Raw genomic sequence first — 23,966 nt, forward strand, 5'->3', positions numbered from 1 at the left:
ATCGATCACGGCTCACGCTCCGGCGGCGACGAGTACGGCGGCGATCGCCAGGACGACGGAGCCGGCGAGCAGGGCGCTGAGGTAGGTCTGCACATTGCCGGTCTGGGCGCGGCGGACGAGCCATCCCAGCCAGTTGGTGCCGGTGCCCGCGCCGCTGACGTAGGTGTCGACGACCTCCCGGTCCAGGAAACGGACGAGGGAGGCGGCGGCCAGGACGGGGCGGACGAAGAGGGTGCGGTAGACGGCGTCCAGGTGGAAGCCGGTGACCGCGTGGCGGTACAGCGGGCCGAGGAGGACGCGGCCGGGGTCGGCGGGGTCCGGGGCGGAGGCCACGTCCCCGTAGGCGGGGGCGTGGCCGGCGATCGCCTCGGCCTCGACGAGGCCGGCGTCGCCCTCGGGGTGGGCGGCGACGGCACCGAGCGGGGTGCGGGCCGCGAGGGCGCGGGTGCGCTGCCAGACGGCGTAGGTGACGGCGCCGCCGATGACGGCGATGCCCGTGCCGAGGACGGCGGTGGTGACGGTCGGGGTGAGGGCCTGGCCGTCGAACCAGTCGTCGAGGGAGGTGACGGTGAGGCCGAAGCCGAGAGAGGGGATGGCGAGCACCCACAGGACCGTGGTCATGGCGATCGGCTGACGGCCGTGGTCGGGGGCCTCGGTGCCACGGCCGCGGAAGGCGAGGAGCCAGAGGCGGGTCGCGTAGGCGGCGGTGAGCAGGGCGGTGAGCAGGCCCGCGACGAGGACGGTCCAGCCGGCGCCGGCGGGGGCGACGGTCCGGTCTCCGAGGGCGGTGTGCTCGGCGGCCACGAGGACGGCTTCCTTGGAGAAGAAGCCGGCGAACGGCGGGAGCGCGGCCAGCGCGAGCAGGGCGACGGTCATCGTCCAGTACGCGTCGGGGATCCGCTTGGTCAGGCCGCTCATCCGGGACATCGCGGAGAGCGAGTTGGTCCCGGCGGCGTGGATGATCACGCCGGCGGCGAGGAAGAGCAGCGCCTTGAAGGCGCCGTGCGACAGGAGGTGGAAGACGGCGGCCCCGCGGTCGCCCACGGCCAGGGCGCCTGCCATGTAGCCGAGCTGGCCGATGGTCGAGTAGGCGAGGACCCGCTTGATGTCGTCCTGCGCGAGGGCGGCGAGCGCCGAGCCGACCATCGTGACGGCGGCCATCACGGCGAGCACGGTCAGCGCCGCGGCGGAGGCGGCGAAGACGGGGAGGAGCCGGGCGATGAAGTAGATGCCGGCGGCGACCATCGTCGCCGCGTGGATGAGCGCGGAGACGGGGGTGGGGCCGGCCATCGCGTCGGGGAGCCAGGTGTGCAGCGGGAACTGCGCGGACTTGCCCGCCACGCCGGCCAGAAGCAGCAGCGCGATCAGCGTGGGGTGGTCGAGGCCGCCCGCGGCGACCGCGCCGAGGATCCCGCCGATCCGGAAGGTGCCCGCGTCGGCGGCGAGCGCGAACAGACCGATCAGGAAGGGCACGTCGCCGAGCTTGGTGACCAGGAAGGCCTTCAGGGAGGCGGCGCGCGCCTCGGGGGTCTCCCAGTAGTGCCCGACGAGGAAGTACGAGCAGATGCCCATGATCTCCCAGCCGACCAGCAGCACCATCAGGTCGCCGGAGTAGACGACGAGCAGCATCGCGGAGGTGAAGAGGGAGACGAGCGAGGCGTACGAGGGGTAGCGCGGGTCGTCGCGGAGGTACCCGGTGGAGTAGATCTGCACACAGCCGGCGACCACGCAGACCAGGACGGCGGCGAGGGCGGCGAAGCCGTCGAGGCGCAGGGCCAGGTCGATGGGGACCGAGCCGGTGGGGGTGAGCTGGGTGGCGGCCTCGACGGTCTTCCCACCGCCGTGGCGGACGGCGACGAGGACGGCGAGGACGGCCGCGGCGAGGGTCGGCAGGACGGCCAGTGGGCGGACGAAGCCGGGCGCGGTACGGCCCAGGAGGAGACCGGCGGCGGCGCCGAGGAAGGGCAGGAGGGGGACGAGGACGGCGAGGGTCGTGGTGGTCACGCGGTGGCCTCGGCCTTCTCGTCGTCGGAGGTGGAGGTCTCGTCGGACGCGGCGGCCCCGTCGGCCTCCGCGGTGTCGCGGAGCCGGTCGACGTCCGAGGTGCCGCCGTTGCGGTACACCATCAAGACGATCGCGAGACCGATGCCGATCTCGGCGGCGGCGATGGCGATGACGAACAGGGTGAGCGCCTGGCCGGCGTGGAGGGTGTCGCGGAGCCAGACGTCGAAGGCGACCAGGTTGAGGTTGACGGCGTTGAGCATCAGCTCGACGGACATCAGGACCAGGATCGCGTTGCGGCGGGCGAGGACGCCGTACAGGCCGACGCAGAAGAGGAGGGCGGCGAGGACGGCGGGATAGGCGAGGTGCATCAGCGCGGTCCTTCCTCGGAGCGGTCCCTGCGGGAGAGGACGATCGCGCCGACCAGGGCGGCCAGGAGGAGGACGGACAGGGCCTCGAAGGGCAGCACCCAGTGCCGGAAGAGGATCTCGCCGGACACCCTGGTGGAGCCCTGGGCCGGTCCGTCCAGCTCGATCCAGGTCGTACGGAACGCGTCGACGACCACCCAGACGAGCGCGGCGGCCGCGGCCAGGGCGACCACGAGGGCGACCGGGCGGTTGCCGGAATCGGCGTCCGGGGAGCGGCCGATGGGGGCCTTGGTGAGCATGAGACCGAAGAGGAGGAGGACGACGACGGAGCCGACGTAGATCAGCACCTGGACCCAGGCGATGAACTCGGCGGTGAGGAGGAGGTACTCGACGGCGATGCCGCCGAGCGTCACGACCAGCCACAGGGCGGCGTGGACGAGCTGCCTGGTGGTGACGGTGACGAGGGCCGCGCCGAGGGTGGCGAGGCCGACGAGGAGGAAGGCGATCTCGACGCCGGAGGGCGAGAGGAAGCCGGGGTGGGCGGCGGCGAGGTTCACGCGGGGCCTCCCTCGGAAGAGCCGGGGGTGGTGCCGGGGGCGGCGGGACCGCGGGGGGTCTCGGGGGTGCCGGGGGCCGGGGGCTCGGGAGCGCCGGGGGCCGGGGGCTCGGGCTGGGCTCGGGTCACGGGCTGGGACTCTGCCTGGGCTTGCGCCTCGGCCTGGGCCCGGGCGGCGGCTTCGGCGGCGGCCTGCTTCTCGACCGCCTTGCGGGCCGCGGCGATCTCCTTCGGCTCCTCCGCCGCCGGGTCGAGCGCGGGCGGCTCGGGGACCGTCCACATCCACTCCCGGAGCTTGTCGCGCTCGTGCGTGAGTTCGTGGATGTCCGTCTCCGCGTACTCGAACTCGGGCGACCAGAACAGCGCGTCGAAGGGGCACACCTCGATGCAGATACCGCAGTACATGCAGAGGGAGAAGTCGATGGCGAAGCGGTCGAGGACGTTGCGGCTGCGCTCACGGCCGCCGGGGGCGGCGGCCGGGAGCGTCTCCTTGTGGGAGTCGATGTAGATGCACCAGTCGGGGCACTCGCGGGCGCAGAGCATGCAGACCGTGCAGTTCTCCTCGAACAGTCCGATGACCCCGCGGCTGCGGGGCGGGAGCTCGGGCTGGGCGTCGGGGTACTGGGCGGTGTGCGCGCGCTTGGTCATCGTGCGCAGGGTGACGGCGAGGCCTTTCGCCAGGCCGCTGCCGGGGATCGGGGCCATTAGTTGATCGCCACCTTCACGATGCCGGTGAGCGCGATCTGCGCGAGGGCGAGGGGGACGAGCGTCGTCCAGGCGAGCTTCTGGAGCTGGTCCTCGCGCAGGCGGGGGTAGCTCACGCGCAGCCAGATGACGACGAAGGCGAGGATCGCGGTCTTGAGCAGGGTCCAGACCCAGCCGAGGCCGTCGGCGCCGAACGGGCCGTGCCAGCCGCCGAGGAAGAGGACGGTGGTCAGACCGCAGAGGACGACGATGCCGGCGTACTCGGCGAGGAGGAAGAGCGCGAAGCGGAGGCCGGTGTACTCGGTGTACGCGCCGAAGATGATCTCCGAGTCGGCGACGGGCATGTCGAACGGCGGGCGCTGGAGCTCGGCGAGGCCGGCGACGAAGAAGACGAGCGCGCCGACGATCTGCCAGGGCAGCCACCACCACTCGAAGGCGTTGAGGATGCCGGGGAGGGAGACGGTGCCGGCGGCCATCGCGACGGAGGCGGCGGCGAGGAGCATCGGGAGTTCGTAGGCGAGGAGCTGGGCGGCGGTGCGGAGTCCTCCGAGCAGGGAGAACTTGTTGGCGGAGGCCCAGCCGGCCATGAGACTGCCGAGGACGCCGACGCCCATCACGGCGAGGACGAAGAAGATGCCCGCGTCGACGATCTGGCCGACGGCTCCCTCGCTCGGGCCGATGGGGATGGCGACGAGGACGAGGAGGTACGGGAGGAGGGCGACGGCGGGGGCGAGCTGGAAGACGCGGCGGTCGGCGTTGGCCGGGACGACGTCCTCCTTCTGCGCGAACTTCACCCCGTCGGCGACGAGCTGGGCCCAGCCGTGGAAGCCGCCGGCGTACATGGGGCCGAGGCGGCCCTGCATGTGGGCCATCACCTTGTGCTCGGTCTGCCCGATGACGAGGGGCAGGACCAGGAACACGCCGAAGACGACGAGCAGCCGGAGGGCGACGTCGAGTGCGTCGTTCACGCGGGATCGCCTCCGGCGGGGTGGTGGGTGGACGGGTTCTCGGGCGAGCGGCCCTCGGGGGCGGGGTCGGGGGCCCGTTCTGGCTCGGCGGCGGGGCCCGGTTCCGGCTCGGCGGCATCCGAGGGCTCGGGGGCCTGCACCGGCTCGGCAGCGCGGCTCTCGGGGGCCGGGCTCTCGGGAGCCGGGCTCTCGGGGGCCGGGCTGTCCGGCGCCGCTTCCGTACCGGAGGTCGGCTCGGGGGCCCGCGACGGCTCGGGGGCCGGTTCCGCGGCCGGGCTGTCCGGCGCCGACCCGGCCTCCGGAGCCGGTTCGGCGGCGGTCGAGGTCTCGTCGTCGAAGGCCGGTCGGGCGTGGTGCCAGGGGGCGTCCGCGCTGCGGGTGCGCGGCGGTGGGGTGGGCGCGGCCGTGCCGGCCTGGCTCGCCGAGCCGTCGGCCGCGCTACGGGTGCGCCGTGGCGGGCGGGCCTGGGGAGTCGTCTCCGTACCGCCGTCCGTACCGCCGTCCGTACCGTCAGCGCTCGGCGCCTCGGCGCGCTGGGTCGCCGAGCCCTCGCTCACGGAGCGCGAGCGGCGGGCCGGGCGCGCGGCGCCGGTGTCCGGGGCTGCCGCAGGGGGCGCCGCCTGGCTCGCCGAGCCCTCCGCGGCCGTACGCGCGCGACGCGGAGCGACCCCCGGAGCCGGGGCCTCGGGTGCCTGGCCGGCCGTGCCCGGGGCCTCGGTCGCCTGGCTCGCCGAGCCCTCCGCTGTCGTGCGCGCGCGACGCGGGGTGGCCGCGGGCGGTGTCGAGCCCTCTGCCGTCGTGCGGGCGCGTGCCGTGCGGGCGGGGCGGGTTGGGGCAGGGGGGAGTTGGCCCTTGAGGGGGCCCCAGTCGTTGGGGTCGGGGACGCCCGGCGGGAGCATCTGGCGGCGCTTGGGGCCGCCGTGCCCCGCGCCCGCCGCAGGCTCCCCCGGCTCCTTCGCGCCCGGCCACGCCTTGGCGACCCGCGCCGCCAGCACGAAGTCCTTGCGAAGCGGGTGGCCCTCGAAGTTCTCCGGGAGGAGGAGCGGAGCCAGGTTCGGGTGGTCGGTGAAGGTGACGCCGAACATCTCGTGCGTCTCGCGCTCGTGCCACGCCGCGCCCGCGTAGATCTCCACCGCCGTCGGCAGGGACGCCGCCTCGTGCGGGACGGTCGTGCGCACCAGGAGGCGGCGGACCGTGCCGCCCTCCAGGGCGACCACGTGCGCGCAGACACGGAAGCCCGTGCCCGGCTCGTCGACCGCGCTCAGCCAGTCGAAGTACGTGCAGCCCAGCTTGTCCCGGGCGATCTCCAGCGCCGCGATCCACGAGCCCGCCGGCACGTCGACCGTCAGCAGGTCGTACGCCCGTTCCGCCGTCGCCTCCTCGCCGAAGACCTCGGTCACGGCCTCCGGCAGGGTGTCGTACGCGTTCACTTCTCACCGCCCGGCGGGGTGACCAGGCCGCTGGTCAGCTGGCCCACGGAGGGACCCGAGTACCGCTCGCCCAGGGACTCTCGGGCGATCTTCTCCTGCAGCTTCAGGATTCCCTGGAGCAGCGCCTCCGGCCGCGGCGGGCAGCCGGGGACGTAGACGTCGACGGGGATGATCTGGTCGACGCCCTTCGTCACCGCGTAGGAGTCCCAATAGGGGCCGCCGCAGTTCGAGCAGGCGCCGAAGGAGATGACGTACTTCGGCTCGGGCATCTGTTCGTAGAGACGCTTCACCGCCGGCGCCATCTTGTCCGTCACCGTGCCGGAGACGATCATCAGGTCGGCCTGACGCGGTCCGGGCGCGAAGGGGATGACGCCGAGACGGATGAAGTCGTGACGGGCCATCGACGCGGCGATGAACTCGATCGCGCAGCAGGCGAGGCCGAAGTTGAAGACCCAGAGGCTGTAGCGGCGGCCCCAGTTCAGGACCACCTTCATCGGCTCGGGAGCGAGCCGGGCGAGCGGACCGAGTGTGGGGGCCGGCAGCGGCATCGGCTGCGGCGACCGCCCGGCCCGCGGGGCCGGCCCGGTCCGGGGCGTCTGCGGGGTCTGCGGGGTCACGTCCATGTCAGGACGCCCTTCTTGTACGCGTAGAGCAGTCCCACGGCCAGGAAGCCGAGGAAGATGAACATCTCGACCAGCGTCGTCGCGCCGTAGCCGGGCGCCGCGAAGACCGTCGCCCAGGGGAAGAGGAAGATCGAGTCCACGGCGAAGATGACGTAAAGAAAAGCGTAGACGTAGTAGCGGACCTGGGTGTGGGCCCAGCCCTCGCCGACCGGGTCGACGCCGCACTCGTACGTCAGCAGCTTCTCGGGCGTCGGCGCGACGGGCCGCAGCAGCCGGCCCGCCCCGAAGGCGATGGCCACGAAGAGCACGCCGAGGGCGGCGAGCAGTCCGACGACGGAGTACGTCTGGAAGTAGTCCGCCGCGAGTCCCGCCCGTACGGTCGGATCCGGCACGTCCACCCCTCGCTCCCTGCCCGTATCGACGATCTGTACGCACGGGAGTCTAGGCCCTCGTAAAGAGCGGGTAAGCGGTCGTGTCAAGGAGTGGGCGGCGCGGCGCCGCGAGGACGCGCGCCGGGACGTGGAGGGCGCGGGTGGGGCCACGGGTGGGGATATCCCTACCCCGGCCCACCCACGGACCCCATGGCGTCGCCGGACTCCCGACCGGCAGGCTTGAGCCCATGAGCGTCGACACCGAAAGCCCTGACAGCGACAGACTGCCGCCCGCGCGCCTCGCCTACGGCCGGCACACCTGGAAGGAGATCTCCTTCCTCCTCTCCAATCTGCCGTTCGCACTGGTCGGCTTCGTGTACGCGGTGGTCTCGGTCCTCCTCGGGGTGGGCCTGTCGGTCACCGTGATCGGTCTGCCGCTCCTCGCCCTCGGTCTGGCCGGGGCGCGCGGGATGGGCCGGGCCGAGCGGGCGAGGGCCCGGGCGCTGCTCGGTGTACGGGTGGAGGAGCCCAGTCCGCTGCCCCGTCGGCACGGCTTCCTCCCCTGGCTGTGGACGGCGTTGAAGGATCCCGTCGCCTGGCGGACGGTGCTGTACGGGTTCATCCGGCTGCCCTGGGGGGTCGTGACGTTCACGGTGGCCCTCGTCGGGCTGATCGTGCTCTGGCCCGTGCTGCCGTTCATCGCCCGCGGTCTGTCCAACGCCGACCGGGCCATGGTCCGCGGTCTACTCTCGCCCTCGGACGAGCTGGAGCGGCGGGTCGCCGAACTGGAGTCGGACCGGGGGGTGGTCGTGGACACGGCCGCCGCCGATCTGCGCCGCATCGAGCGCGATCTGCACGACGGCGCGCAGGCCCGGCTCGTGGCGCTGGCGATGGGGCTCGGTCTGGCGAAGGAGAAGCTCCTCGAGGACCCGGAGGCGGCGGCCGCGATGGTCGACGAGGCGCACGGCGAGGTGAAGCTGGCACTGCAGGAGCTGCGCGATCTGGCGCGGGGCATCCATCCGGCGGTCCTCACCGACCGCGGTCTGGACGCGGCCCTCTCCGCCGTCGCCGCCCGGTGCACGGTGCCGGTGAAGGTGACCGTCGATCTGGACCGGCGTCCGGCCGAGGCAATCGAGGGCATCGCGTACTTCACCGTCTCCGAGCTGCTCCAGAACGTGTCCAAGCACGCGCGGGCGCGGTCCGCCTCGGTGGAGGTCTGGCGCCGGGACGACCGGCTGCTGCTCCAGGTGCGGGACGACGGCCGCGGCGGCGCGCGGCTGGACGGCGGCACGGGGATGGCGGGGCTCGCGGAGCGGCTGGGGGCGGTGGACGGGCTCTTCGTCCTCGACTCGCCGCAGGGCGGTCCGACGACGGTGACGGCCGAGCTGCCGTGGCGGGAGCGGCCGGGCGCCTGAGCGCCGAACAGCCGGCGCGGCCCGGCTCCCGGGCCGGGTGGTAGGGAAATCCCCCGCCCCGAGACGCCGACCCTCCTCATGGTCCGGCGCGCGCCGGACCGGAAGTCTTGAGGCATGCACCGCATGGACCTCTCCGAGCAGAAACGGACACCAGCGATGGCCACCCACCGCCTTCCCGCCGCGATCCGCGCACCGTTCGAGGCCCGCACCTGGCGGGAGTTCGGCTACCTGCTGCTCGGGCTGCCGCTCGGCTGTCTGTACTTCGCCCTCTCCGTCGCTGCGGTGTCGGCGGGCGCGGGCCTGCTGATCACCTTCCTGGGGATTCCGGTCCTGGCCGCGGGCCTGGCGATGTGCCGCGGCTTCGGCGCGGTGGAGCGGGCCCGGGCACGCGGTCTGCTGCGGCTGGACGTGGGGGCGCCGGAGCCGGTGCGGGGCCGTGCCGGAGGCGGGCCGATGTCGTGGATGGGCGCGATGCTGAAGAGCGGGGCGTCCTGGCGCCATCTTCTGTACGCGATCCTCCACTTCCCGTGGTCGGTGTTCGCCTTCTCGGTCGCGGTGGCCTTCATGGGCTGGGGCTGGTCCCTCTTCACGTATCCGCTGTGGCAGTGGGTGTTCCCGCTGTACGCGGGGCAGGACGGCCTACAGCTGTACGGCGACAAGACGCACGCCTTCTATCTCGACTCGCCCTTCGAGATCGCGGTCACCAGCGCCGTCGGTCTGCTCTTCGTGCTCGTGGGGCCGTGGCTGATCCGTGGGCTCGCCGCCGTGGACCGGCTGATGGTGTCCGGGCTGCTCGGGCCGTCGCGCCTGGCGACGCGGGTGACGGAGCTGGAGACGGACCGGGGCGTGGTCGTGGACACGGCCGCCGCCGATCTGCGCCGTATCGAGCGCGACCTGCACGACGGCGCGCAGGCCCGGCTCGTGGCGCTCGCCATGGATCTGGGTCTGGCGAAGGAGAAGCTGGCCAAGGACCCGCGGGCGGCGGCGCGGATGGTGGAGGAGGCGCACGGCGAGGTCAAGATCGCGCTGCGGGAGCTGCGCGATCTTGCGCGGGGCATCCATCCGGCGGTCCTCACGGATCGCGGTCTGGACGCGGCGCTGTCGGCGGTGGCGTCCCGGTGCGCGGTTCCGGTGTCGGTGGAGGTGGATCTGCCGGCCCGGCCGGTTCCGGCGATCGAGGGCATCGCCTACTTCACCGTGTCGGAGCTGCTGCAGAACGTCTCCAAGCACGCGCGGGCGCGGCGCGCGTGGGTGGAGGTGTGGCGGACGGGCGACCGGCTGATGCTCCAGGTCAGGGACGACGGCCGGGGCGGCGCGGACGTCGCCGCGGGCAGCGGCCTGGCCGGTCTCACGGAGCGGCTCGACGCGGTCGACGGCATCCTGGCGGTCGACTCCCCGGCCGGCGGCCCGACGACGGTCACGGCGGAGCTGCCCTGGCGCGCGTGAGCCGCGGCGGCGTCCTGACACGCACGTGAACGGCGCCGCACCTGTGGGCGCCGCAGGCACCGGAGCCCGGGACCGGCAAGGGGCCCCCGTCCGGCAGGGGCGCCCGTTCGTTGTGCCCGCCCTCCCCCGGGAGCCTGGGCCCGGCAAGGGGCGCCCGTCCGGCAGGGGCGCCCGTCCGTTGTGGCCGCCCTCCCCCGGACTTCGTCCGGGCCCCCATCGCCCAGCCGGACGATTGCCCCGACGGGGGATGGCGTTGCTGCGATGCTGGGGGCTCATCGGAACATCGACATGGGGGCTGCGGGATCGTGGGCGTGGAAGACGTGGCGGGCAGGGTGCGGGTGGTCATCGCCGAGGATTCGGTGCTGCTCCGGGAGGGGCTGACCCGGCTGCTGACCGACCGGGGGCACGAGGTCGTCGCCGGTGTCGGGGACGGCGAGGCCCTGGTGAAGACCGTGGCCGGGCTGGCCGGGGAGGACGCGCTGCCGGACGTGGTCGTGGCCGATGTGCGGATGCCGCCCACCCATACGGACGAGGGCGTACGCGCGGCGGTGCGGCTGCGCAAGGAGTACCCCGAAGTCGGGGTCCTGGTCCTTTCGCAGTACGTGGAGGAGCGGTACGCCACCGAGCTTCTCGCCGGCTCCAGCCGGGGTGTGGGCTATCTGCTGAAGGACCGGGTGGCGGAGGTCCGGGAGTTCGTGGACGCGGTGGTCCGGGTGGCACGCGGCGGTACGGCGCTGGACCCTGAGGTCGTGCAGCAGCTCCTGGGCCGCAGCCGCAAGCAGGACGTGCTGGCCAACCTCACCCCGCGTGAGCGGGAGGTTCTCGGCCTGATGGCGGAGGGCCGGACCAACTCGGCGATCGCGAAGCAGCTGGTGGTGAGCGACGGCGCGGTGGAGAAGCACGTCAGCAACATCTTCCTGAAGCTCGGGCTGTCGCCGAGTGACGGGGATCACCGTCGGGTACTCGCGGTGTTGACCTACCTGAACTCGTGACGACCTGACACCCTGCCGGACGAGGAAGCGACCGGACCGGTCGTAGGACAGAAGTACGAGCGGAGGGTCACGCTCCGCTCACTGAAGGGCTAGACATAACGTAATAATCCAGGGCAAGAGGGCGTCTCAAAAAGAGGTCCGCTCTGCGAGAAGTCCCGGGAAGGCCCCCCTTACCGTCGTAGGGTGGGCCACGGGACGACCGGTCGGCCGGCCGTCACCCGAGCCTTCTCCCGCCACGGGCGGAGGAGACCCTTGCCGCGAGGGAGGTCCAGTTCAGTGACCAGCCAGGTCAGCAACGAGGCCGGTGAGGCCCTGGTCGGGGAGCAGCGCAGCGCTCCGGCGGCGCCCCACCACGGCACAGAGAAGGAAGTCCGGCGTCTCGACCGGGTGATCATCCGCTTCGCGGGTGACTCCGGCGACGGCATGCAGCTCACGGGTGACCGGTTCACCTCCGAGACGGCGTCCTTCGGGAACGACCTCTCGACGCTGCCGAACTTCCCCGCCGAGATCCGGGCGCCCGCCGGCACCCTGCCGGGTGTCTCCTCGTTCCAGCTGCACTTCGCCGACCACGACATCCTGACCCCGGGCGACGCCCCGAACGTGCTGGTCGCGATGAACCCGGCCGCGCTGAAGGCCAACATCGGCGACGTGCCGCGCGGCGGCGAGATCATCGTCAACACCGACGAGTTCGCCAAGCGCGCCATGGCCAAGGTCGGCTACGAGACCTCTCCGCTGGAGGACGGCTCGCTGGCCGGGTACCGGGTCCATCCGGTCCCGCTGACCACGCTGACGATCGAGGCGCTCAAGGAGTTCGGCCTGTCCCGGAAGGAGGCCGAGCGCTCCAAGAACATGTTCGCGCTCGGGCTGCTCTCCTGGATGTACCACCGGCCGACCGAGGGCACCGAGACCTTCCTGCGGCAGAAGTTCGCCAAGAAACCGCAGATCGCCGAGGCGAACGTGGCAGCGTTCCGGGCCGGGTGGAACTTCGGCGAGACGACCGAGGACTTCGCCGTCTCCTACGAGGTCGCCCCGGCGACCGCGGCCTTCCCCACCGGCACGTACCGGAACATCTCCGGGAACCTGGCCCTCTCCTACGGCCTGATCGCCGCGTCCCGGCAGGCGGATCTCCCGCTCTACCTGGGCTCGTACCCGATCACGCCAGCCTCCGACATCCTGCACGAGCTGAGCAAGCACAAGAACTTCGGCGTCCGCACCTTCCAGGCCGAGGACGAGATCGCCGGCATCGGCGCCGCGCTCGGCGCGGCCTTCGGCGGCTCGCTGGCCGTCACCACCACCTCCGGTCCCGGGGTGGCGCTGAAGTCCGAGACGATCGGCCTCGCGGTCTCCCTGGAGCTGCCGCTGCTGATCGTCGACATCCAGCGCGGTGGGCCGTCGACCGGTCTGCCCACCAAGACCGAGCAGGCCGACCTCCTCCAGGCCATGTACGGCCGCAACGGCGAGGCGCCGGTTCCCGTCGTGGCGCCGAAGACCCCCGCCGACTGTTTCGACGCGGCCCTCGACGCGGCCCGGATCGCGCTCACGTACCGCACGCCGGTCTTCCTGCTCTCCGACGGCTACCTCGCCAACGGCTCCGAGCCCTGGCGGATCCCCGACCTCGACGAACTCCCCGATCTGCGCGTGCAGTTCGCCTCCAGCCCCAACCACGAGCTCGCGGACGGCACCGAGGTCTTCTGGCCGTACAAGCGCGATCCGTTGACCCTCGCCCGGCCGTGGGCCGTGCCCGGCACCCCCGGCCTCGAACACCGCATCGGCGGCATCGAGAAGCAGGACGGCTCCGGCAACATCAGTTACGACCCCGCCAACCACGACTTCATGGTCCGCACCCGTCAGGCCAAGATCGACGGCATCGAGGTCCCGGACCTCGACGTCGACGACCCGGACGGCGCGACGACCCTGGTCCTCGGCTGGGGCTCCACCTACGGCCCCATCACGGCGGCCGTCCGCCGGCTCCGCCGCGAGGGAGCGCCCATCGCCCAGGCGCACCTGCGCCATCTGAACCCCTTCCCGAAGAACCTCGGAGAGGTGCTCGAGCGGTACGAGAAGGTGGTGGTCCCCGAGATGAACCTGGGCCAGCTCGCCACCCTCGTCCGGGCGAAGTACCTCGTCGACGCGCAGTCGTACACGCAGGTCAACGGCATGCCGTTCAAGGCCGAGCAGCTCGCCGCGGCACTCAAGGAGGCCATCGATGTCTGAGTCACTCCTGAACCTCGTGCCCAAGGCCGAAGCCGCCCAGTCGATGAAGGACTTCAAGTCCGACCAGGAGGTGCGCTGGTGCCCGGGGTGCGGTGACTACGCCGTCCTCGCCGCCGTGCAGGGCTTCATGCCGGAGCTGGGCCTGGCGAAGGAGAACATCGTCTTCGTCTCCGGCATCGGCTGCTCCTCCCGATTCCCGTACTACATGAACACGTACGGGATGCACTCCATCCACGGCCGCGCCCCCGCCATCGCCACCGGTCTGGCCACCTCGCGCCGCGACCTGTCGGTCTGGGTCGTCACGGGTGACGGCGACGCGCTCTCCATCGGCGGCAACCACCTCATCCACGCCCTGCGCCGCAACGTCAACCTCAAGATCCTGCTCTTCAACAACCGGATCTACGGCCTGACCAAGGGGCAGTACAGCCCGACCAGCGAGGTCGGCAAGATCACCAAGTCGACCCCGATGGGCTCGCTCGACGCGCCCTTCAACCCGGTGTCGCTGGCGATCGGCGCGGAGGCGTCGTTCGTGGCGCGGACCGTCGACTCCGACCGCAAGCACCTCACCGAGGTGCTGCGCCAGGCCGCCGACCACCCGGGCACGGCGCTGGTGGAGATCTACCAGAACTGCAACATCTTCAACGACGGCGCCTTCGAGGTCCTGAAGGACAAGGACCAGGCGCAGGAGGCCGTGATCCGGCTGGAGCACGGGCAGCCGATCCGCTTCGGCGCCGACCTGGCCAAGGGCGTCGTCCGGGACCCGGCGACGGGCGACCTGAAGGTCGTCACCGTCAGCCCCGAGAACGAGAGCGCCGTCCTGGTCCACGACGCCCACGCCGCCTCCCCGACCACCGCGTTCGCGCTGTCCCGCCTCGCGGATCCGGACACCCTGCACCAGACGCCGATCGGGGTGTTCAGGTCGGTGCGCCGGCCGGTGTACGACACGCTGATGGCGGACCAGCTGGACACGGCGATCGAGCAGCACGGCAAGGGAGACCTGGGCCAGCTGCTGACGGGCAACGACACCTGGACCGTGGTCGGTTAGGACACGCGTCGTACGGCGTGAGGGGCGCGGCAGCCCGGCTGCCGCGCCCCTCACGTGTCCCGTCACGTAGTGATCAGCCGGCGCTCTCGCGCCGCGCTGCGTCGTACCGTGCGCGGGCCTCCTGCACCGCCGCCACCCGGCGCTCCGTCCAGCGCCCCAGCTCCGCGACCTGACGGGCGGCCTCCGCGCCCAGCTCGGTGAGGCTGTAGTCGACCCGGGGCGGGATCACCGGCTTGGCGTCGCGGTGGACGAAGCCGTCGCGCTCCAGGGTCTGGAGGGTCTGGGTCAGCATCTTCTCGCTGACACCGCCGATCTCGCGGCGCAGCTCGCCGAAGCGGTACGAACGCTCGAGGAGGGCGATCAGGATCAGCACGCCCCAGCGGCTGGTGACGTGCTCCAGAACGAGCCGCGAGGGGCACATGGGGTCCTTGACGTCGGGCCGCCGCGCACCGTCGTGCCCATTGCCGCTCACTGCCGCGCCATCGACTCCGGCCGCACTTACTCCCATGCCAGTACCTTACTTCAAAGTGGGTACTTTCGAATAGTTGGCGCCCCACCTACGGTGAGTGGACACCCCGAACGATTCCCTCTCCAGGAGTGAGAACGCCATGAGCATCGTCGTCACCGGAGCCACCGGACAGCTCGGCCGTCTCGTCATCGACGAGCTGCTGAGCCGCGTCCCCGCCGAGTCCGTCGTCGCCGTCGTGCGGGACAAGGCGAAGGCGGCCGACCTCGCCGAGCGCGGCGTCGAGCTGCGGATCGCCGACTACAGCCGGCCGGAGACGCTGGCGGACGCCTTCGAGGCCGGTGACCGGGTGCTGCTGATCTCCGGCAGCGAGGTCGGGCAGCGCGTACCGCAGCACTCCGCGGTGATCGACGCGGCCAAGGCGGCGGGCGTCGCGCAGCTCGCGTACACCGGCATTCTCGGCGGCCCGGCGGCCGACTTCGACCTGGCCGCCGAGCACAAGGAGACCGAGCGGCTGATCCTCGACTCGGGCCTGCCGTACACCTTCCTCCGTAACGGCTGGTACACCGAGAACTACACCGCGAACCTCGCTCCGGTCCTGGCGCACGGCGCCGTCGTCGCCAACGCGGGCGAGGGCCGGGTCGCCTCGGCCTCCCGCGCCGACTACGCGGCCGCGGCCGCCGCCGTCCTGACCGGTGAGGGGCACCTCGGGCGGGCGTACGAGCTGAGCGGCGATGTCGCCTGGTCGCTCACCGAGTACGCGGCCGAGGTCGCCCGCCAGACCGGCGAGGAGATCGTGTACCGCAGCGTCCCCGCCGAGACGCACCTGGCGGTCCTCACCGGCGCGGGCGTCCCGCAGCCCTTCGCGGAGATCCTGGTGGACGTCGACAAGGCCATCGAGCGCGGAGCCCTCGCGCGCGGCGACGGCGACCTCTCCCGCCTGATCGGGCGCCCGACCACTCCGATCAGCGAGACGATCACCGAGGCCCTCGCCCAGCCCCTCGCCTAGCCGCCCGCCTCACCCGCCGGAGGGTCATGACCGTATCGCGGTACGGACATGACATCGCGCCCTGTGCGGCGCTACCGTCTTCAGGACGGCGCGGCACAGGGCAGGAGGTTCGGTGAAGACGGACGACGAGGGGCGAGCAGGGCTCCTGTACGGGATCGGCGCCTACGGCATCTGGGGGCTGTTCCCGCTCTTCTGGCCGCTCCTGGAGCCGGCCGGGGCGGTCGAGATCCTCGCCCACCGGATGGTCTGGTCGCTGGTCGTCGTCAGCATCGCGCTGGCGGCGCTGCGCCGCTGGGGCTGGATACGCGAACTGCTCCGCAGCCCGCGCAAGCTGGGCCTGATCGCCCTGGCCGCGGCCGTGATCAGCGTCAACTGGGGCGGCTACATCTGGGCCGTGAACTCCGGCCAGGTCGTCGAGGCCTCCCTCGGATACTTCATCAACCCGCTCGTCACCATCGCCATGGGCGTCCTGCTCCTCAAGGAGCGGCTGCGGCCCGTGCAGTGGGCGGCGGTCGGCATCGGCTTCGCGGCCGTGCTCGTCCTCGCGATCGGCTACGGGCGGCCGCCGTGGCTCTCGCTGATGCTGGCCTTCTCCTTCGCCGTCTACGGCCTGGTGAAGAAGAAGGTCAACATCGGCGGCCTGGAGTCGCTGGCGGCCGAGACCGCGATCCAGTTCCTGCCCGCCCTGGGCTATCTGCTCTGGCTCGGCTCGACCGGCGAGGCCACGTTCGGCGCGGCGGGGGCGGGCCACGCCGCCCTGCTCGCGGCGACCGGTGTCGTGACGGCCGCACCGCTGGTCTGCTTCGGCGCGGCGGCGATCCGCGTGCCGCTGTCGACGCTGGGGCTGCTGCAGTACCTCGCGCCGGTCTTCCAGTTCCTTCTGGGGGTCGTCTACTTCCACGAGGCGATGCCGCCGGAGCGCTGGGCCGGCTTCTCGCTGGTGTGGCTGGCCCTGACGCTCCTGACCTGGGACGCCCTGCGGACGGCCCACCGGAGCCGGGCGGCCATCGAGGCGGCGGCGCGGGCCAGGCTCTCGTCGACCGAACTCTCCGCGGGCGGAGGCTCCGCCGACGACCCGGAAGGTACGCCGGTTTCCACTCCATCGGCCCAGCCGGGGCGCTGACCGGAGGCACGGTCGACGGGGGCGGTGTTACGTCGGGAGTCCAAGGCCTCGCTGCCCGTGCGAGCCCATCCCGAGCGGAGAGAACGCGTCATGTCGCAGACCCTCGCCCTCTCGGTCGACTTCGGCCGCGGATTCACCGACGCCTGGTCGGCCATCGCCTCGTTCGTACCGAAATTCATCGGCTTCCTCGCGATCCTGCTCATCGGCTGGTTCGTGGCGAAGATGATCGCCAAGGTCGCGGACCGCGTGCTGCGGAAGGTCGGCTTCGAGCGAATGGCCGAACGCAGTGGCGTCGCCAACACCCTCAAGGGGTCCAAGTACGACGCCACCGGGATCATCGCCAAGATCCTGTACTACGCGGTCCTGCTGATCGCGCTCCAGCTCGCCTTCGGGGTCTTCGGCCCCAACCCGGTGAGCGTCATGATCAACGGCATCGTCGCCTGGCTGCCGAGGGCGATCGTCGCCGTCGTCATCGTCGTGGTGGCGATGGCCATCGCCCGCGCCGTCCGGGACATCGTCACGGGTGCGCTGGGCCAGATGTCGTACGGCAGGGTCGTGGCCACGGCGGCCTGGGCGTTCATCGTGGGTCTCGGCGTGATCGCCGCCCTCAGCCAGGCGGGCATCGCCACCGCCGTGACCGGACCGGTGCTCACGGCGGTCCTCGCGACCATGGCGGGCATCATGATCGTCGGCGTCGGCGGCGGCCTGATCACCCCGATGCGGCAGCGGTGGGAGCGCTGGCTCTCGGCCGCCGAGACGGAGACGGGCCACGCGAAGGACCAGATCTCCGCGTACCAGCGCGGTCGCGAGGACGCGAAGCGCGGTATGCCGGCCCCGCAGGAACGCATGGACCAGGGGCGCGACATGGGCGGCAGGGACATGGGCGGCAGGGACATGGGCCGGGGCGGCCGCGACACGGGGCAGGGCCCGGAGCCGATCGACCCGATGTAGCCACTGTTGCCACCGCTGCCGGTGGCCGCCGGTGCTGCCGGTGGCCGCCGGTGCTGCCGGTGGCCGCCGGTGCTGCCGGTGGCCGCCGGTGCTACGAGTCCAGCAGATCGTGCTCGCGGATCAGCCAGCACACGGCCGTCAGCCGCAGCGTCGCGAAGTCGTACCCCACCGGCTCCACCCAGTCCGCCTCCGACAGCCAGTCGGTGAATCCGAGGACGTAGTCCGACAGATCCTCCCGCCGGACGGTCCCGCCCTCCGGGCTCCGCTGAGCCGGGACGGTCGGGACCAGCGCGTCACGGACCGCCGCGGCGTGCTGGTCCACGGCAGCCACGAGCCCCGGCTCGAAGGAGAACTCCGAGAGCCGGGGCATGTACGTGGCGGCGACGCCCACCAGCGGGCAGCCGGGCGAATCGTTCATTCCTCCACACTAAGGGCGCGTCCCGCCTACGAGACCGTGACCTTGGTCGCAGCCGCCGGGAGCTCGGACACGGACCTCTTCGGCCGCAGGCCGGTCGCGGTGACCACCGCGCCGAGCGCCACCATCGCCACCGGCACCGCCAAGGCCGCCCGGAAACCGCCGAGTCCGCCGCCGACGATCCCGTACACCGCCGTCACCGCCGAGATGCCGACCGCGGAGCCGAACTGCGTCGCCGTGGTGAGCAGTCCGCTCGCGAGCCCCTGCTCCTCCTCGGCGACGCCGTCGGTCGCGGCGATCGTCAGCGGCCCGTAGGCGAGGGCGAAGGCGAGCCCGGTCAGGAGCAGGGTCGGGAACATCGCCGCGTACGACCAGTCGGGGCCCACCGGCAGGAACAGCGCGTACGAGACGACCGCGAGCACGAAGCCGCCGAGGATCACCTTGCCGTTGCCGAACCGTGCGACCAGCCTCGGCGTCAGGGTCGGGGCGAGGACGGCGTCGATGCCCATCACGAGCAGGGCGAGCGCGGTCTCCAGGGAGGACCAGCCGCGCAGCTCCTGGAGGTAGAGGGTGGCCACGAACTGGAAGCCGAAGAACGAGCCGACGAAGAGCAGCGCTCCCAGTTCGGCGCGGACCATGGACGCCTTGCGCAGCAGACCGAGCCGTACGAGCGGGGCGGCGGCCCGTCGTTCCACGGCGACGAACACCCCGGCGAGGACGAGTCCGGCGGCGAGGACGAGCGCCGTCAGCGCCCAGCCGTCGAGCCCGTGCTCCAGTCGTACGATCGCGAACGCCAGCAGCAGCATCGCCCCGGCGGCCGTGAGCGCGCCGCCCAGGTCGAAGCCGCCCGCCGCCTTCTCGGGCCGCGGCTCCTTCGGGATCAGACGCAGCGCGGCGAGCAGCACCGCCCCGGCGAGCAGCACGGGCGCGAAGAAGACCCAGCGCCAGCCGAGCTGGGTGAGGAGCCCGCCGATGACGAGGCCGAGCGAGAAGCCGCCGGCGGCGGTACCGGCGAAGACCAGCAGGGCCTGGTTGCGCTGCGGACCCTCCTCGTAGGAGGTGGTGATGATCGACATCGCGGCGGGGGTCATGAAGGCGGCGGCGACACCGGTCACGAAGCGGGCGACGATCAGCATCCAGCCCTCGGTCGCGAGGCCGCCGAGACCGGAGAAGAGCAGGAAGACGGTGAGCCAGGCGAGGAACATCCGGCGGCGGCCGAGGAGATCGGCGGCGCGGCCGCCGAGGAGGGTGAAGCCGGCGTAGCCGAGGACGTAGGCGGACATCACCCAGGCCGCGGTGCCGGTGGACAACTCCAGGTCGGATCTGATCGAGGGAACCGCGACGGCGAGCATGGCGACGTCGATGCCTTCGAGGAAGATCGTGCCGCAGAGGACGAGAAGAAGGCTCCAGGCGCGTACGGACACAGCTGTCTCCAGGGCGGGAGGGGGCGGGAAGCGGTTACTGGCCAGAGGGTCGGTTCCCTCTTGTAACCATCTGCATCATGAGGGAGCATCAGGTGCCATGGAAGAAGGCACTTTGAAGTCACCGAGTCACTGCGGAGTGACCTACGGCGCCGGGGACGACGGAGACACCGACCCCTTCCAGTGGGACACCCGGGAGGACTGTGAGGTCCGGCAGATCCTCGACCGGGTGGCGGACAAGTGGTCGCTGCTCGTCATCGCCCTGCTGGACCGGCGCAGGCTGCGCTTCACGGAGCTGCGGCGGGAGATCGACGGGATCAGCCAGCGGATGCTGACGGTCACGCTGCGGCAGCTGGAGCGGGACGGCCTGGTGAAGCGGACGGTCCATCCGGTGGTGCCGCCGCGCGTGGAGTACGAACTGACGCCGCTGGGCGGGACGCTGCACACGACGATCCGCTCGCTGGTGACGTGGACGGAGCGGCACCAGAACGAGATCGCGGCGGCGCGGGAGGCGTACGACGCACGGGAGGCGGCGGAGCGGGAGGCGGCGGAGCGAGAGACGGCCAGGGCCTGAGCGCGAGCCCGGTCCGAGTGCGGTCTGGCGGGGCCACGACCTGAGCACGGGCACGGCCTGGGCCGGGGCCTGAGCGCGGGCCGTTCAGGGTCAAACCCCGGCGCCCTCAGCTGTCCCCTTCGTCGCCGGTGGTACGAGCCCGGTGCGCCCGCACCTTGTGTCGGTTGCCGCACCGCTCCATCGCGCACCAGCGGCGGCGCCCGGGGCGAGAGGTGTCCACGAACAGCAGCGCGCAGTTGTCGGATCCGCAGACGCGGAGCCGGTCGGCATGGGGGCCGGTGAACAGCTCGATCGCGTCGCGGGCGACGGTCGAGAGCAGAGCGGTCCCGGTCGCTCCGGGGGCCCAGGCGTGCGCGCCGGCCGCGGTGAACCGGGCGACGAGCGGCGGATGGGCGGCGGCCGCGTTGACGGTGTCGACGTCGTCCGGGGGGAGGGGCCGTCCGTGCGCCCGTGCGCCGGCGAGCCGCCACAGCGCGTCCCGCACGTCCCGTACCCGCGCGAGTTCGGCCGCGGTGACCGTCAGGTCGAGTCCGGGCGCGAGCCGGCACCGCCGGACCCAGTCGAGCAGCCCGTCGGCCCGGTCGAGGACTTCGAACCGCGAGGCCACCGGACCGGGGCCGCCCGTCACCAGCAGTTCCAGACAGAGGGCGCCCGCGTCGAACGGGAACGTCTGGCCGTCCGGGTGGTTCAGTGTCATCGCTGTTGTGGCCCGCGTCACGAAACCATTATAAGTGGTTACATGACTCCGATCCACTGGAAGCTCGTGATCGACGCCGCCGACCCGCACGCCCAGGCCTCCTTCTGGGCGGCCGCGCTGGGCTACACGGACGAGGACCACAGCGCCCACATCACCCGGCTCCTCGCACTGGGCGTCGTGACGCCCGAGATGACGCTCTCGGTCTCCGGCCGCCTCGCATGGCGAGATCTGGCCGCTGTCCGACATCCGGACGACCCGTACGACGAGCAGAGCGGCGCCGGGCTCGGCCGCCGCCTGCTCTTCCAGCGCGTCCCGGAGAAGAAGACGGTCAAGAACCGCCTCCACATGGACCTCCACCCGGGCCCGGACGCCCGCGACGCGGAGGTGGACCGCCTGGCGGCACAGGGGGCGTCGGTCCTGCGCCGCGTGTCGGAGCAGGGGGGTACGTGGGTGGTGATGGCGGACCCGGAGGGGAACGAGTTCTGCGTGCAGTGACCGGGTGCCCCCAGAGGTCCCGGAGGTACGCGGCGCGGTCACCGCGCACCCCCCGGGACCCCCGGGGGTGTCTCGCCGTCAGCCGGCCGGGGGGTCCTCGGCCTCCCACCGGAGCAGGTCTCCCGGCTGGCACTCCAGCACCTCGCAAAGCGCGGCGAGCGTCGCGAAGCGCACCGCCTTGGCGCGGCCGTTCTTGAGTACCGCCAGGTTGGCGGGGGTGATCCCGACGCGCTCGGCCAGCTCCCCCACGGACATCTTCCGCCTGGCGAGCATCACGTCGATGTCGACGGCGATCGGCATCAGATCACCTCGTCCAGCTCGGCCTTCATCTTCGTCGCCTCGGCGTCGCGGGCGACGGCCTGGGCGAGCAGCATCCGCAGCACCAGCACGATGAGCGCGATCCCGAGGACCGCCACGCCGACTCCGCCGATCAGAAGGACGACGCCCGGCGCGACGGCCTCGCCCGGGGCCAGGACGACGCCGAACGCGAAGACCAGGAGCGCGGCCGCCACGATCGCGCCGATCACGATGTGCACGTACCGGAAGGCGGCGTGGGAGAAGACGGTGCCGCGCCGCACCATCGTCACCAGCCGCCACACGCAGACGAGGACGACCTGAGCGGCCACGATGCCCAGGACCGTGATCACGAGGACCGGGGTACGCAGATGGGCGACGTCGGCGTCGAGATCCTTCATGTCGATGGCCAGCAGGGGCACCATCACCGCCTGCACGAACACCGAGCCGGCGAGCAGCGCCACGAGCACGGCGCGCAGCGCGAGCACTGTCAGCTTTCCCATCGCTTCTCCTTCGATCGAGTCACGATGGAAATCTATCGAAAGTCGATAGGCGCTACAAGTCCCGGCGGACCTCGTAGTGGAAGCAGCCGTACTCGACGGCCCGGACATGGACGAGCGCCACGTCCGGATCGGCGAAAGCCTCCGCGAAGGCCGCGTCGAACGCCTCGGTCGCGGCCTCCGGGATCTCCAGGAGCCGGCCGCCGACGATGCGGCCGTCGGCGCCGTACCGGCGCAGCGTGCGCAGGGCGCCGGAGCGCGAGAAGGGGTACGCCTCCGTGTCGCCCGGCCCCCGGCACTCCTCGGCGTGGATGAAGACCGGCCCCTGCTCGTCGTACGCCCCCGGCTCCGCACCGGTCGCCGCCGCCCAGCGACGCAGCGGCGCGTACGAGACGAGCGCGACACGCTCGCCGGCGCGCACCGGCCGCAGACAGCAGCGCAGCGGATCGCCGCCCTCCTCGTGGACGTACGGAACGCAGGGCCGCCCCGCGTCGTCGGCGACGCGGAGCTCGGCGAGAACGGCGGGTTCGATGGCGCGTGCGGTGAAGACGGTCATGGATCCAGCCTCACGCCCGGCCACCCCCACCGCTGGCGGAATACGGACGTCGCGTTACGGGGTGATCTGTCCGGTCAGCGAACGGGGCTGACCGGTTTCCGCTCTTGACGGAGAGTCAAAGTCTCGCTGAACATTCAGCACGCACAGCCGTACGACGCACAGACGCACAGCCGCACCACGCACAGCTCCAGCGCCTCGTGGCACCCACGCCGCGGGGCGTCTCGCACGTTCCGTCCCATCCCCGTTCGGAATCCGGAGCCCCCACATGAAACTCTCCGTTCCCAGACGTACCGCCGCACTCGCCGCCGTCGCGGCGATGGCCCTCGGCGGACTCGCCGGGACCACGGCGACCGCGGCCCCGGCCGCCCCCGCCGGCACTCTCGCGGCGCCCGACATCCCGTTGGCCAACGTCAAGCAGCACTTGACCGACTTCCAGTCGATCGCCAACGCCAACGGCGGCAACCGCGCCCACGGCCGTCCCGGCTACAAGGCGTCCATCGACTTCGTGAAGGCCAAGCTGGACGCGGCCGGATACACCACCGCCGTCCAGCAGTTCACCTACAACGGCACCACCGGCTACAACCTCATAGCCGACTGGCCCGGCGGCGACCCGGGCCAGGTCCTCATGGCAGGCGCGCACCTCGACTCGGTGTCCTCCGGCGCCGGGATCAACGACAACGGCTCCGGTTCCGCCGCGGTCCTGGAGACCGCGCTCGCCGTCTCCCGGGCCGGTCTCAAGCCCACGAAGCATCTGCGCTTCGGCTGGTGGGGCGCCGAGGAGCTCGGGCTCGTCGGGTCGAAGTACTACGTCAACAACCTTCCCACCACCGAGCGTTCGAAGTTCAGCGGCTATCTGAACTTCGACATGATCGGCTCGCCGAACCCCGGCTACTTCGTCTACGACGACGACCCGACGATCGAGCAGACCTTCAAGTCCTACTTCGCCGGCATCGGCGTCCCCACCGAGATCGAGACCGAGGGCGACGGCCGCTCCGACCACGCCTCGTTCAAGAACGCCGGCATCCCCGTCGGCGGTCTGTTCACCGGGGCCAGCCGGGTCAAGACCAGCGCGCAGGTCCAGAAGTGGGGCGGCACGGCCACGGCCTTCGACCGCTGCTACCACTCCTCCTGCGACACCACGTCGAACATCAACGACACCGCCCTGGACCGCAACAGCGACGCCGTCGCCCACGCGATCTGGACGCTGTCGGCCGGTACGACCACCCCGCCCGGGCCGGTCTTCGAGAACACCGCCGACGTGTCGATCCCGGACAACGGCGCCGCGGTGACCTCCACGGTCAACGTCACCGGCATCACCGGCAACGCGCCCT

General features: G+C 72.1%; 26 protein-coding genes. 11 read left to right on the forward strand and 15 right to left on the reverse strand.

The genetic code is table 11. The features are described 5' to 3' along the window. Positions 1-12 precede the first annotated feature (12 nt). Genes ABZY12_RS02425 through ABZY12_RS02460 form a run of 8 tightly spaced genes read right to left on the reverse strand, consistent with a single transcriptional unit; the run spans position 13 to position 7,043 of the window. Positions 13-2,004, reverse strand: a complete 1,992-nt coding sequence (locus tag ABZY12_RS02425) for an NADH-quinone oxidoreductase subunit L (RefSeq protein ID WP_356886203.1) — start codon at positions 2,002-2,004, stop codon at positions 13-15. Continuing rightward, a complete protein-coding gene (gene nuoK / locus ABZY12_RS02430; RefSeq protein WP_356886205.1) occupies positions 2,001-2,372 on the reverse strand; it encodes an NADH-quinone oxidoreductase subunit NuoK in 372 nt (123 codons plus the stop codon). Before nuoK ends, ABZY12_RS02425 begins: the two co-directional genes overlap by 4 nt. Further along, positions 2,372-2,926, reverse strand: coding sequence for an NADH-quinone oxidoreductase subunit J (locus ABZY12_RS02435; protein WP_356886207.1), 555 nt, complete (start codon positions 2,924-2,926; stop codon positions 2,372-2,374). Before ABZY12_RS02435 ends, nuoK begins: the two co-directional genes overlap by 1 nt. Beyond that, positions 2,923-3,630: an NADH-quinone oxidoreductase subunit I gene (locus ABZY12_RS02440; protein WP_356886209.1), complete on the reverse strand. Its 708-nt coding sequence runs from the start codon at positions 3,628-3,630 to the stop codon at positions 2,923-2,925. Before ABZY12_RS02440 ends, ABZY12_RS02435 begins: the two co-directional genes overlap by 4 nt. Beyond that, complete coding sequence (locus ABZY12_RS02445) at positions 3,630-4,598, reverse strand: complex I subunit 1 family protein (protein ID WP_356886211.1); 969 nt, start codon at positions 4,596-4,598, stop codon at positions 3,630-3,632. The genes ABZY12_RS02440 and ABZY12_RS02445 overlap by 1 nt, the downstream gene beginning before the upstream one ends. Beyond that, positions 4,595-6,028 (reverse strand): NADH-quinone oxidoreductase subunit C, encoded by a 1,434-nt coding sequence (locus ABZY12_RS02450; RefSeq protein ID WP_356886213.1) that lies wholly within the window; start codon positions 6,026-6,028, stop codon positions 4,595-4,597. The genes ABZY12_RS02445 and ABZY12_RS02450 overlap by 4 nt, the downstream gene beginning before the upstream one ends. Then, on the reverse strand, positions 6,025-6,651 hold the full coding sequence (locus ABZY12_RS02455) for an NADH-quinone oxidoreductase subunit B family protein (RefSeq protein WP_356886215.1): 627 nt from the start codon (positions 6,649-6,651) through the stop codon (positions 6,025-6,027). Before ABZY12_RS02455 ends, ABZY12_RS02450 begins: the two co-directional genes overlap by 4 nt. Further along, complete coding sequence (locus tag ABZY12_RS02460) at positions 6,642-7,043, reverse strand: NADH-quinone oxidoreductase subunit A (RefSeq protein ID WP_356886292.1); 402 nt, start codon at positions 7,041-7,043, stop codon at positions 6,642-6,644. The genes ABZY12_RS02455 and ABZY12_RS02460 overlap by 10 nt, the downstream gene beginning before the upstream one ends. Positions 7,044-7,270: 227 nt before the next feature. On the opposite strand from ABZY12_RS02460, the gene ABZY12_RS02465 reads away from it, so the two are divergent. The 5 genes from ABZY12_RS02465 (at position 7,271) to ABZY12_RS02485 (ending at position 14,134) form a co-directional block, all read left to right on the forward strand. Next, the gene (locus tag ABZY12_RS02465) at positions 7,271-8,437 is read left to right on the forward strand and encodes a sensor domain-containing protein (RefSeq protein ID WP_356886217.1); all 1,167 of its coding nucleotides are present in this window, start codon (positions 7,271-7,273) and stop codon (positions 8,435-8,437) included. A gap of 156 nt (positions 8,438-8,593) precedes the next feature. Next, positions 8,594-9,883 carry a sensor domain-containing protein gene (locus tag ABZY12_RS02470; RefSeq protein WP_356886294.1) on the forward strand — a complete coding sequence of 430 codons (1,290 nt, stop codon included), beginning with the start codon at positions 8,594-8,596 and terminating at the stop codon, positions 9,881-9,883. A 332-nt stretch (positions 9,884-10,215) separates the two neighbouring features. Further along, positions 10,216-10,875, forward strand: a complete 660-nt coding sequence (locus tag ABZY12_RS02475; protein ID WP_356886296.1) for a response regulator transcription factor — start codon at positions 10,216-10,218, stop codon at positions 10,873-10,875. 276 nt (positions 10,876-11,151) lie between these two features. Then, entirely contained in the window at positions 11,152-13,089 is a 1,938-nt protein-coding gene (locus tag ABZY12_RS02480; protein ID WP_356886219.1) for a 2-oxoacid:acceptor oxidoreductase subunit alpha, read from the forward strand. Further along, on the forward strand, positions 13,082-14,134 hold the full coding sequence (locus tag ABZY12_RS02485; RefSeq protein ID WP_356886221.1) for a 2-oxoacid:ferredoxin oxidoreductase subunit beta: 1,053 nt from the start codon (positions 13,082-13,084) through the stop codon (positions 14,132-14,134). The genes ABZY12_RS02480 and ABZY12_RS02485 overlap by 8 nt, the downstream gene beginning before the upstream one ends. A 73-nt stretch (positions 14,135-14,207) precedes the next feature. Here ABZY12_RS02485 and ABZY12_RS02490 read toward each other — a convergent pair whose 3' ends face one another. Continuing rightward, entirely contained in the window at positions 14,208-14,555 is a 348-nt protein-coding gene (locus ABZY12_RS02490) for a helix-turn-helix domain-containing protein (RefSeq protein WP_356886298.1), read from the reverse strand. A 187-nt stretch (positions 14,556-14,742) separates the two neighbouring features. Here ABZY12_RS02490 and ABZY12_RS02495 point away from each other — a divergent pair, with 187 nt between their 5' ends. The 3 genes from ABZY12_RS02495 (at position 14,743) to ABZY12_RS02505 (ending at position 17,683) form a co-directional block, all read left to right on the forward strand. Continuing rightward, positions 14,743-15,609 (forward strand): SDR family oxidoreductase, encoded by an 867-nt coding sequence (locus tag ABZY12_RS02495; protein WP_356886223.1) that lies wholly within the window; start codon positions 14,743-14,745, stop codon positions 15,607-15,609. A 112-nt stretch (positions 15,610-15,721) separates the two neighbouring features. Further along, positions 15,722-16,732 (forward strand): EamA family transporter RarD, encoded by a 1,011-nt coding sequence (gene rarD / locus ABZY12_RS02500; protein ID WP_356886224.1) that lies wholly within the window; start codon positions 15,722-15,724, stop codon positions 16,730-16,732. Between the two features lie 90 nt (positions 16,733-16,822). Further along, positions 16,823-17,683, forward strand: coding sequence for a hypothetical protein (locus ABZY12_RS02505; RefSeq protein ID WP_356886226.1), 861 nt, complete (start codon positions 16,823-16,825; stop codon positions 17,681-17,683). A gap of 91 nt (positions 17,684-17,774) precedes the next feature. On the opposite strand, the gene ABZY12_RS02510 is transcribed toward ABZY12_RS02505, so the two are convergent. Together ABZY12_RS02510 and ABZY12_RS02515 are read right to left on the reverse strand one after the other, a co-directional pair. Continuing rightward, positions 17,775-18,101, reverse strand: a complete 327-nt coding sequence (locus ABZY12_RS02510; protein WP_356886228.1) for a DUF6401 family natural product biosynthesis protein — start codon at positions 18,099-18,101, stop codon at positions 17,775-17,777. A 26-nt stretch (positions 18,102-18,127) separates the two neighbouring features. Next, positions 18,128-19,522, reverse strand: coding sequence for an MFS transporter (locus ABZY12_RS02515; protein WP_356886230.1), 1,395 nt, complete (start codon positions 19,520-19,522; stop codon positions 18,128-18,130). 97 nt (positions 19,523-19,619) lie between these two features. On the opposite strand from ABZY12_RS02515, the gene ABZY12_RS02520 reads away from it, so the two are divergent. Continuing rightward, positions 19,620-20,093 carry a helix-turn-helix domain-containing protein gene (locus ABZY12_RS02520; RefSeq protein WP_356886232.1) on the forward strand — a complete coding sequence of 158 codons (474 nt, stop codon included), beginning with the start codon at positions 19,620-19,622 and terminating at the stop codon, positions 20,091-20,093. A gap of 106 nt (positions 20,094-20,199) precedes the next feature. On the opposite strand, the gene ABZY12_RS02525 is transcribed toward ABZY12_RS02520, so the two are convergent. Beyond that, complete coding sequence (locus tag ABZY12_RS02525) at positions 20,200-20,790, reverse strand: ABATE domain-containing protein (RefSeq protein ID WP_356886300.1); 591 nt, start codon at positions 20,788-20,790, stop codon at positions 20,200-20,202. Between the two features lie 42 nt (positions 20,791-20,832). Here ABZY12_RS02525 and ABZY12_RS02530 point away from each other — a divergent pair, with 42 nt between their 5' ends. After that, positions 20,833-21,285: a VOC family protein gene (locus tag ABZY12_RS02530; RefSeq protein ID WP_356886234.1), complete on the forward strand. Its 453-nt coding sequence runs from the start codon at positions 20,833-20,835 to the stop codon at positions 21,283-21,285. A gap of 78 nt (positions 21,286-21,363) precedes the next feature. On the opposite strand, the gene ABZY12_RS02535 is transcribed toward ABZY12_RS02530, so the two are convergent. The 3 genes from ABZY12_RS02535 to ABZY12_RS02545 are packed head-to-tail and all read right to left on the reverse strand — an operon-like array spanning position 21,364 to position 22,635. Continuing rightward, a complete protein-coding gene (locus tag ABZY12_RS02535; RefSeq protein WP_356886236.1) occupies positions 21,364-21,585 on the reverse strand; it encodes a helix-turn-helix transcriptional regulator in 222 nt (73 codons plus the stop codon). Continuing rightward, positions 21,585-22,082, reverse strand: a complete 498-nt coding sequence (locus ABZY12_RS02540; RefSeq protein ID WP_356886238.1) for a DUF2975 domain-containing protein — start codon at positions 22,080-22,082, stop codon at positions 21,585-21,587. The genes ABZY12_RS02535 and ABZY12_RS02540 overlap by 1 nt, the downstream gene beginning before the upstream one ends. 52 nt (positions 22,083-22,134) lie before the next feature. Then, complete coding sequence (locus tag ABZY12_RS02545) at positions 22,135-22,635, reverse strand: DUF1203 domain-containing protein (RefSeq protein WP_356886240.1); 501 nt, start codon at positions 22,633-22,635, stop codon at positions 22,135-22,137. 265 nt (positions 22,636-22,900) lie between these two features. Here ABZY12_RS02545 and ABZY12_RS02550 point away from each other — a divergent pair. Continuing rightward, positions 22,901-23,966: M28 family metallopeptidase (locus tag ABZY12_RS02550; protein WP_356886242.1), on the forward strand; the 1,066-nt coding region annotated here is incomplete at its 3' end.

The organism is Streptomyces sp. NPDC006551 (genome assembly GCF_040611675.1).
GTDB lineage: Bacteria > Actinomycetota > Actinomycetes > Streptomycetales > Streptomycetaceae > Streptomyces.

Excerpts from the sequence above, each read along its gene's own strand:
- ABZY12_RS02530 (WP_356886234.1), top strand. The coding sequence starts at position 20,833 with ATGACTCCGATCCACTGGAAGCTCGTGATCGACGCCGCCGACCCGCAC.
- ABZY12_RS02485 (WP_356886221.1), top strand. The coding sequence starts at position 13,082 with ATGTCTGAGTCACTCCTGAACCTCGTGCCCAAGGCCGAAGCCGCCCAG.
- ABZY12_RS02510 (WP_356886228.1), bottom strand. The coding sequence starts at position 18,101 with ATGAACGATTCGCCCGGCTGCCCGCTGGTGGGCGTCGCCGCCACGTAC.
- ABZY12_RS02520 (WP_356886232.1), top strand. The coding sequence starts at position 19,620 with ATGGAAGAAGGCACTTTGAAGTCACCGAGTCACTGCGGAGTGACCTAC.
- ABZY12_RS02495 (WP_356886223.1), top strand. The coding sequence starts at position 14,743 with ATGAGCATCGTCGTCACCGGAGCCACCGGACAGCTCGGCCGTCTCGTC.
- ABZY12_RS02525 (WP_356886300.1), bottom strand. The coding sequence starts at position 20,790 with ATGACACTGAACCACCCGGACGGCCAGACGTTCCCGTTCGACGCGGGC.
- ABZY12_RS02440 (WP_356886209.1), bottom strand. The coding sequence starts at position 3,630 with ATGGCCCCGATCCCCGGCAGCGGCCTGGCGAAAGGCCTCGCCGTCACC.
- ABZY12_RS02465 (WP_356886217.1), top strand. The coding sequence starts at position 7,271 with ATGAGCGTCGACACCGAAAGCCCTGACAGCGACAGACTGCCGCCCGCG.
- ABZY12_RS02470 (WP_356886294.1), top strand. The coding sequence starts at position 8,594 with ATGGCCACCCACCGCCTTCCCGCCGCGATCCGCGCACCGTTCGAGGCC.
- ABZY12_RS02545 (WP_356886240.1), bottom strand. The coding sequence starts at position 22,635 with ATGACCGTCTTCACCGCACGCGCCATCGAACCCGCCGTTCTCGCCGAG.
- ABZY12_RS02455 (WP_356886215.1), bottom strand. The coding sequence starts at position 6,651 with ATGGACGTGACCCCGCAGACCCCGCAGACGCCCCGGACCGGGCCGGCC.
- ABZY12_RS02540 (WP_356886238.1), bottom strand. The coding sequence starts at position 22,082 with ATGGGAAAGCTGACAGTGCTCGCGCTGCGCGCCGTGCTCGTGGCGCTG.
- ABZY12_RS02535 (WP_356886236.1), bottom strand. The coding sequence starts at position 21,585 with ATGCCGATCGCCGTCGACATCGACGTGATGCTCGCCAGGCGGAAGATG.
- nuoK (WP_356886205.1), bottom strand. The coding sequence starts at position 2,372 with ATGCACCTCGCCTATCCCGCCGTCCTCGCCGCCCTCCTCTTCTGCGTC.
- ABZY12_RS02490 (WP_356886298.1), bottom strand. The coding sequence starts at position 14,555 with ATGTGCCCCTCGCGGCTCGTTCTGGAGCACGTCACCAGCCGCTGGGGC.
- ABZY12_RS02505 (WP_356886226.1), top strand. The coding sequence starts at position 16,823 with ATGTCGCAGACCCTCGCCCTCTCGGTCGACTTCGGCCGCGGATTCACC.